Origin of the sequence: Mycolicibacterium stellerae, from assembly GCF_003719305.1 — a bacterium.
Classification (GTDB): Bacteria; Actinomycetota; Actinomycetes; order Mycobacteriales; family Mycobacteriaceae; genus Mycobacterium; species Mycobacterium stellerae.
The window spans coordinates 179,428-186,736 of the sequence record NZ_RARC01000005.1 but is presented as its reverse complement, the minus strand read 5'-3'; the positions used below and the strand labels follow the sequence as shown (position 1 = coordinate 186,736).

At 67.2% G+C, this 7,309-nt stretch carries 7 protein-coding genes and 1 pseudogene; 3 read left to right on the top strand and 5 right to left on the bottom strand.

The window, feature by feature from the left end:
- Nucleotides 1–88: 88 nt before the first annotated feature.
- Nucleotides 89–1,033 carry a methionyl-tRNA formyltransferase gene (locus tag D6M19_RS09660; protein ID WP_164478409.1) on the top strand — a complete coding sequence of 315 codons (945 nt, stop codon included), beginning with the start codon at nt 89–91 and terminating at the stop codon, nt 1,031–1,033.
- Here D6M19_RS09660 and D6M19_RS09655 read toward each other — a convergent pair.
- From D6M19_RS09655 to D6M19_RS09635, 5 genes and pseudogenes are all read right to left on the bottom strand, one after another.
- Nucleotides 1,012–1,812, bottom strand: coding sequence for an ABC transporter ATP-binding protein (locus D6M19_RS09655; RefSeq protein WP_123024968.1), 801 nt, complete (start codon nt 1,810–1,812; stop codon nt 1,012–1,014). The two genes, D6M19_RS09660 and D6M19_RS09655, sit on opposite strands and share 22 nt — an antisense overlap.
- Nucleotides 1,809–2,870, bottom strand: a complete 1,062-nt coding sequence (locus D6M19_RS09650; protein WP_123024967.1) for a FecCD family ABC transporter permease — start codon at nt 2,868–2,870, stop codon at nt 1,809–1,811. The genes D6M19_RS09655 and D6M19_RS09650 overlap by 4 nt, the downstream gene beginning before the upstream one ends.
- The gene (locus D6M19_RS09645; protein ID WP_206428489.1) at nt 2,867–3,919 is read right to left on the bottom strand and encodes a FecCD family ABC transporter permease; all 1,053 of its coding nucleotides are present in this window, start codon (nt 3,917–3,919) and stop codon (nt 2,867–2,869) included. Before D6M19_RS09645 ends, D6M19_RS09650 begins: the two co-directional genes overlap by 4 nt.
- 5 nt (nt 3,920–3,924) lie before the next feature.
- Nucleotides 3,925–4,728: a siderophore-interacting protein gene (locus D6M19_RS09640; protein WP_123024966.1), complete on the bottom strand. Its 804-nt coding sequence runs from the start codon at nt 4,726–4,728 to the stop codon at nt 3,925–3,927.
- A 34-nt stretch (nt 4,729–4,762) separates the two neighbouring features.
- A pseudogene (locus D6M19_RS09635) lies at nt 4,763–5,219 on the bottom strand (OsmC family protein).
- A 66-nt stretch (nt 5,220–5,285) separates the two neighbouring features.
- Between D6M19_RS09635 and D6M19_RS09630 the strand changes: the two are divergent.
- Together D6M19_RS09630 and D6M19_RS09625 are read left to right on the top strand one after the other, a co-directional pair.
- Entirely contained in the window at nt 5,286–6,419 is a 1,134-nt protein-coding gene (locus tag D6M19_RS09630; protein ID WP_123024965.1) for an FAD-dependent oxidoreductase, read from the top strand.
- Complete coding sequence (locus tag D6M19_RS09625) at nt 6,416–7,306, top strand: SDR family NAD(P)-dependent oxidoreductase (RefSeq protein ID WP_123024964.1); 891 nt, start codon at nt 6,416–6,418, stop codon at nt 7,304–7,306. The genes D6M19_RS09630 and D6M19_RS09625 overlap by 4 nt, the downstream gene beginning before the upstream one ends.
- The last annotated feature ends 3 nt before the right edge of the window (nt 7,307–7,309 follow it).

The following is a 7,309-nucleotide window of genomic DNA, read 5'->3' as shown; positions in this document are numbered from 1 at the left end:
GGCGCTCCCCTCCCGTGGCAGTCGGGAGGCATGCTATCAAAGGTTAGGCTAACCAATGTGAGCTAGCCTCGGGCCATGGGAGGGCGCTGTGCGAGTTGTGATGTTCGGCTACCAGACGTGGGGTCATCGCACGCTGCAAGCGTTGCGCAAGTCCCGCCACGAGGTGTGTCTGGTCGTGACGCATCCGACCAGTGACCATGTCTACGAGTCGATTTGGGCCGATTCGGTCGAGGATTTGGCGCGCAGCGAGGGTATCGAGGTGCTCCTCGCCAAGCGGCCGACCCCCGACCTGATCGCGCGGGTGGCCGCGGTCGCGCCCGATGTGATGGTGGCCAACAACTGGCGTACCCGGTTGCCGGAGGATCTGTTCGGGATCCCCACGCACGGCACCCTGAACCTGCATGACTCGCTGCTGCCGGAGTTCACCGGGTTCTCGCCGGTGATCTGGTCGCTGATTAGCGGTGCAAGCCACACTGGTCTGACAGCACACCTGATGGACGCCGAACTCGACACCGGTGACATCCTGGTGCAACGCGCCGTGGAGATCACGCCGACGAGCACAGGAACAAGCCTTGTGCTGGCGACACTCGATCTCGTGCCCGATGTGCTTGACGAGGCCTTGGATCAACTGGAGTTCGGGACCGCCGACCCGGTGCCGCAGGACCTGAGCAAAAGGACCTTCTTCCACAAGCGCTCCGATCGGGACAGTGTTGTCGACTGGACGTGGCAGGCATCCGACATCGAGCGCTTCATCCGCGCACTGTCGGACCCGTACCCGAACGCCTACACCTACTTTCGCGGCGAACGGCTGCGGCTGATCGCGTCGCACGTATCGCGCTGTACCTACGGTGGAACGCCGGGCCGGGTGTTCATCGAGGAGGACGGCGGCATGGTGATCGTCGCAGGCGCCGATGCGTATCGCGGCCAGTCGCCGGGGTTGGTGCTCGATGTGGTGCGCACCGACGACGGCGTCGACCACAACGCGCTGGACTATTTCGGACGCGGCGGAGGCTATCTGGCCCCCGCCCCATAAGGCGACGCCCGCGGTATCACCAGCGGCGTAGCGGTCTGCGGGTCGTCGATGATCTGGCATTTGAGGCCGTAGACGTCCTCGACCAGGTGCTCGGTGATGACATCTTTCGGATTACCCTGCGCGACAATGGCTCCCGACTTCATCACGATGATCTGATCGGCGTAGCGGCAGGCGTGGTTGAGGTCGTGGAGCACCGCGACGACCGTGCGGTCCTGCTCGCGGTTCAGCATCGCGAACAGGTCGAGCAACTCCACCTGATGGGCGATGTCCAGATAGGTGGTCGGCTCGTCGAGCAGTATCAACGGAGTCTGCTGGGCCAGCAGTACCGCCACCCAGACGCGTTGGCGCTGGCCGCCGGACAGTTCGTCGACCAGTCGTCCGGCCAGCTCCGAGACCCCGACGCATGCCATCGCGTCGGCGACGGCGTCGGCGTCATCACGCGACCACTGGCGTAACACCCGCTGATGGGGGAACCGGCCACGGGATACCAGGTCGGCGACGCTGATGCCTTCAGGGGCGATCGACGTCTGGGGCAGCAGTCCCAGCCGGCGGGCCACCTCCTTGGTGTGCAGCCGACCGATGTCGTGGCCGTCGAGAATCACCTGTCCGGCAGACGGTTTGAGCAGCCGGGCCAGGCCGCGCAGCAGTGTCGACTTACCGCAGGCATTGGGGCCGACGATCGCGGTGATGCGTCCGTCGAGCACGTCTACGGAAAGGTTCGTGACGACGGTGGTGTCGTCGTAGCCGAGTGACAGGTGCTCGGCACGCAGTCGTGTCATGCCTGCCGCCTCGCTTGGGCGACCAGTAGGTAGATCAGGTAGCCGCCACCAAGACACACGGTGACCGCCCCAACCGGAAGTTCGTTGCCGCCCAACAACTGTTGTGCGATCACATCGCTGACCAACAGCAGCACCGCGCCCATCGCGGCGGACGGCACCAGGCTGATGCCTGCGCTCGCGGTGAGCCGCCGCGCGATCTGCGGTGCCGCAAGCGCGACAAACGAGATCGGGCCTGCCGCCGCGCAGGCCACGGCGATGAGGCCGACGCCGATGACGAGATACTCCAGGCGGGCGCGGTCGGGTCGCAGGCCGAGCGCACCGGCGGCATCATCACCCATCTGCAGCACCTGCAGCCGCGGGCCGAGTGCCAGCAGCGCGGCGGTCACCGCAGCCAGACATGCCGCCATGGGCAGCACCTGCGTCCAGTCCAGCCCGTTGAGCGTGCCCTGCTGCCACACCGATGCGGTGACCGCGGTGTGGTAGTCCAGCTTGATGACGATCCATTGGTTGACCGAGTTCAGCACCGCGCTCACGCCGATTCCGACGATGATCAGCCGATAGCCCGCCAGGCCGTTGCGGTAGGAAAGGGCGTACACGACGACGGCGATCACCAGCCCACCGACAAGCGCGCCCGCGGCGATCGCGTAGTAACCCCCGCCGATGCCCGCGATGACCACGAGCGCGCCGGTGTAGGCCCCCGAGTTGACACCGATGATGTCCGGGCTGCCAAGCGCATTGCGGGTCAGCGCCTGAAAGATCGCGCCGGACACCCCGAGCGCCGCTCCGATCAACAGGGCCATCAGCATGCGGGGCATCCGCCAGTCGAGCACCACCACCCGGTCGAACGAATTGTTCGTTCCGACAAGGACACCGAGCACATCGCCCGGCGCGACGGTGTACTTGCCGATGCCGACGGCCATGACGGCAAGCACCAGCGCGCCCGCGGCCAGCGCCGCCACCACGACAATCGCCCGCCACGACGCCCGTGTCGAGACCGAGCCGACCCGGACTACACACTGCCGTCGGCCGAACTCGACGCGGTTCGCAACGATGGTCATGACCGGTCGCCTCCGCGCTTGCGAATCAACCAGATGAGCACGGGCGCACCGAGAAACGCGGTGACGATGCCCGCGGGCAACTCGGCGGGACGGATCACGACCCGGCCGAGGATATCGGCGGCCATCAGCAGTGTCGGAGCCACGACGGTGGCGTAGGCGAGGATCCACCGCCAGTCCGGTCCGGTGAATCGACGTACGGCGTGCGGCACCATAAGGCCGACGAAGCCGATCGGACCGGCCCCTGCGGTGGCCGCCCCGGCCAGCAGTGTGACGGCCGCCAGGCTCAGCACCTGCGTGCGGGCGACGTTGCCGCCCATGCTCTTTGCCAGATCGTCGCCAAGAGCGGTGACGTTGAGTGAGCGGCTGACAACGATGCACAGGAGGGCGCCGACGAGGATGAAGGGGGCGATGGTCGCGGCGACATCCAACGGCCTGCCGTCGAGCGCGCCTGCGTCCCAGAACCGCATGTTGTCGAAGGCGCGGGGGCTGTGCAACCGGACGGCGAATCCGATGCCGTCCATCACGGCGCCGACCGCGACACCCGCGAGCAGCACGCGGACCGGAGTGGCGGTGGCACGCCCGGTCATCCCGACGAGATAGACGAGCGCCATCGCAAACAGTGCACCGGCGAAGCCGAACCAAATATAGGTCCATATCCCGGTCAGGCCGAGGAATGCAATCGCCGAGACGATGAAAAGCGCTGCGCCTGAATTGATCCCGAGTATCTCGGTGTCGGCCAGCGGATTGCGGCCGACCGACTGGATCAGGGTGCCCGCCAATCCAAGCGCAAGTCCGACCAGCAACGCAAGGACCGTGCGGGGGATTCGCAACTCGTAGACGATCCACTGATCGCCGACGTCGCGGTAGTCGGTGACGGCTTGCCAGACGGTGGCCAGGCTGACGTTCTGGGTGCCGATCGCCAGGCTCGCGACACACGTCACCGCAAGCAGCACGACGGCCAGGAGCAGCCCGAAGATTCTGCTACGTGCCGTCGGGTAGCGCGTCGCGGGCGCGGTCGACGCGGGCGGCGTCGTCGTCTGGACGGTCACGGTGCCTAGAGGCCGGCCCGCTCGAGGGCCTCATCGAACGCTTCGTCGGCTGCCCGTTCGCCCCTGCCTTCGCGCATGGCGTCGACCCACACCGCCTCGACCTCCTCGGCCACCAGTGCGTACTTGGCGTCCCAGGTCTCCGAGTCGAACCGCCAGTAGCCGGTGACATCCATCTGGTCGATCGCCCAGCCCATGCCGCGCAGGTATTTGCGGACGGCCCGTGACTCGGCGGCCTCACCGGCGAACCAGCAGTAGCCGCGGCCGGCAGGCACGGTGAAGTCGCGCACCGCAGCCGCCAGTCGGCTCGGGGCCATACCGTTCCCGGTGCCGACGCACGCGATCACCGTCACGCTCTCGCGGCGCGGCAGGTAGTCGAGGTCATCCTGGTCGGCAACCTCGACGATTGCGGTGGCGGGCACGCCTTCGGGTAACTCCTCGATGATTCGCGCGGTAGCGGGAAGCCCGGAAAGGTCCGCGACCAGCAACTGCCAGTGAGTGCTTGGCTCGGGTCGGTACCACGAGCGCGCGTGGTCGAGGCCGACGCGGTCGCCGGGCCGGGCGCCGCGAGCCCAGGTCGTCGCGAGGCCGCGAGCGTGGAGTACGACGTCGAGGGTGATCCGGTCGCCCTCGTGGTATCTCACCGAGTAGTTGCGGCCTTCGCCCTGCGGCGCTGAGAAGTAGACGCCGACGGCTGAGTCGCCGCCCGACTTGACGGCCAACGCTTCGGGGTCATCGATCTGAAGGACCACTCGGCGCACGCGCGGACTCAACGCAAGCGTGTCGACGACGGTCGCCGAGGAGAAGCTCATTCAAGTTAGGTTAGCCTCAGCGACCTAACTGGTGTTAGTCGACCGTGGGCTCGCAGTCGACGGGGAAGTTGACCGACCGGGCGATGAAGCACATCTGGTGGGCGCGGGAATGCAGCTCAAGGGCGCGGGATCGGTCGTCGGGGTCGGTGATGGTGACCGATGGCCGCAGGACGACACGCTCGAACTGGCCACTTCCGTCGGCGTTGACGACCATGGTGGCGGTGGGGTCGTCGACATAATCGGTCACGACGACACCCGCCCTTGCGGCCAGATCGAGGTACCACAGCATGGCACTGCGACAACGAGGTGAGCAGGAGTTCCTCCGGGTTCCACCGGTCGGGGTCGCCGCGGAAACCCGGATCCGATGATCCCGGCAAGCCCTTGTCGCCCGCGGTGGTGACGGTGTCCCGCCGATAGTCGGCGTAACCGGTGGTGCCCGTGCCGGTGTTGCCGGTCCACGTGACACGAACGCCGTAGGTGTGCGTCTTCACGTCTGCGGATGCTACAAAATGTCGAGCAGGCAATGGCGCGCGATGTCGGCATGGGAAGGCGCTGCAATGAGCCGCAAACGTGTCGTCATCGCCGGCCTCGGCGACAGCGGGGTGCTGACCGCCATTCGGTTGGCCCGGCAGTTCGACGTCGTCGGCATCTCGGCCAAGCCCGCATTGGTCAGCGGCCAGGAACTGGGCTGGCGGCTCTCCCGGCCCGACGAGTGGGCCAGGGCCAACTGGATTCCGTTCGACCGGTTCCGCGCCTTGGATCGGGTGCGCACCGTGCACGCCACGTTGACCGGCGTCGACCTCGACGCGCGCACCGTCGCCGTCCGCGGTGACGACGGGGTGACCAGCCAGGAGCCCTACGACGCACTGGTCATCTCCACCGGCGTCAGCAACGGATTCTGGCGAACGCCGAACCTGCAGTCGCACAACGAGATCGGCGCCGATCTACGCCAGGCGCACACGCGCCTCACCGATGCCGATTCGGTGATCGTGATCGGCGGTGGCGCCGCGGCGATCAGCAGTGCCGCGCAGGTTGCGACCACCTGGCCCGACAAGCGGGTCGACCTGTATTACCCCGGGGAGCGTGCACTGCCGTCACACCACCCGCGAATCTGGGAGAAGGTGGCGCGCCGGCTCGACGAGGCAGGCGTCGGCCGCCATCCCGGCCACCGGGCGGTGATTCCCGACGGGTTCATGTGCGACGAGATCACCGTCGAGCCCGTGCAATGGAGCACCGGGCAGCCGCAGGCGTCGGCCGATGCCGTCCTGTGGGCGATCGGCCGGGTGCAGCCCAATACCGGCTGGTTACCCGCCGAACTCCTCGACGAGTCGGGCTTCGTCCGCACGACGCCACAGCTGCAGGTGCCAGGACACCCGGCGGTGTTCGCGGTGGGAGATGTCGCGGCCACCGATCCGCTTCGCAGCTCGGCCCGCAACCGCGGGGACGGGATCCTGGCCCGCAACATCCGCGCGGAGTTCGCGGGCAAGCCGTTGCGCTCGTATCGGGCGCCGAAGCGGCGCTGGGGCTCGGTGCTCGGTGTGCAGCCCAACGGTCTTGAGGTGTTCACCCCCAAGGGCCAGGCGTTCCGTTTCCCCGCGTGGTCGTTCGACCGGGTACTGATGCCGGTGATCGTCCGGTGGGGCATCTACCGCGGGGTGCGCGACAACCAACCCATTAACCTTGCCCCGTGACGACGCACTGGACGGCGGCCCGGCTCGGTGATCTGACAGGTAAGCGCATCATCGTGACCGGTGCGACGAGCGGTGTCGGCCTCGGCACCGCGCGTGCGCTGACCCGGGCGGGCGCGCACGTGATCATGGCGGTGCGCAACACCGAGCTGGGGGCGCAGCGCGCCAAGGAGATCGGTGGTTCGACGTCGATCGCGAAGATCGACCTCGCCGACCTGTCGTCGGTGCGGGCGTTCGCCGAGGCGCTCGACGGTGACGTCGACATCCTGATCAACAACGCGGGCGGGCTGACCCAAGAACGTGAGGAAACCGTCGACGGTTTCGAAAAGCAGCTCGGCCAGAACATGTTGGGGCCGTTCGCGTTGACCAACCTCATTTTTCCTCGGGTGCGTTCGCAGATCATCAACGTCGGATCGCAGGCGCACCGTGGTGGCACTCTGCGGCTCGACGACATGCATCTGCGCACCCACAAATGGACCTCGTGGGGCTCCTACGCGCGCTCGAAGCTCGCGGTGATGCTGTGGGGGCTTGAGCTGGATCGCAGGCTGCGAGCGGCGAAATCGCCTGTCGTCAGCCAACTCACGCATCCCGGGTGGGTGTCCTCGAACCTCTCCAGTATCTCCGAGCGCACGGTGATGGCGGCCGCCGACAAAGTGGTCAAGAGGTTGGCCGACATGTTCGGCAACGACATCGACGCGGGCGCGGCGACCAGCCTGTACTGCATCAGCGAGCCGATCCCGCCGGGCGCCTATGTCGGGATCGACAGCAGGTTGGGGCTCAAGGGCGGGCCGGTGATGATCGGACGGTCGGCGGTAGCCTGCGACTACGACGCCGCGGCAAGCCTGGTCGAGTTCGCCGAAAAGGAAACCGGCACCAGCCTTCCCGTGTAGTTG

Coding starts and splice junctions, on each gene's coding strand:
- D6M19_RS09655 (WP_123024968.1), bottom strand. CDS start 1,812: ATGACACGACTGCGTGCCGAGCACCTGTCACTCGGCTACGACGACACC.
- D6M19_RS09650 (WP_123024967.1), bottom strand. CDS start 2,870: ATGACCATCGTTGCGAACCGCGTCGAGTTCGGCCGACGGCAGTGTGTA.
- D6M19_RS09640 (WP_123024966.1), bottom strand. CDS start 4,728: ATGAGCTTCTCCTCGGCGACCGTCGTCGACACGCTTGCGTTGAGTCCG.
- D6M19_RS09630 (WP_123024965.1), top strand. CDS start 5,286: ATGAGCCGCAAACGTGTCGTCATCGCCGGCCTCGGCGACAGCGGGGTG.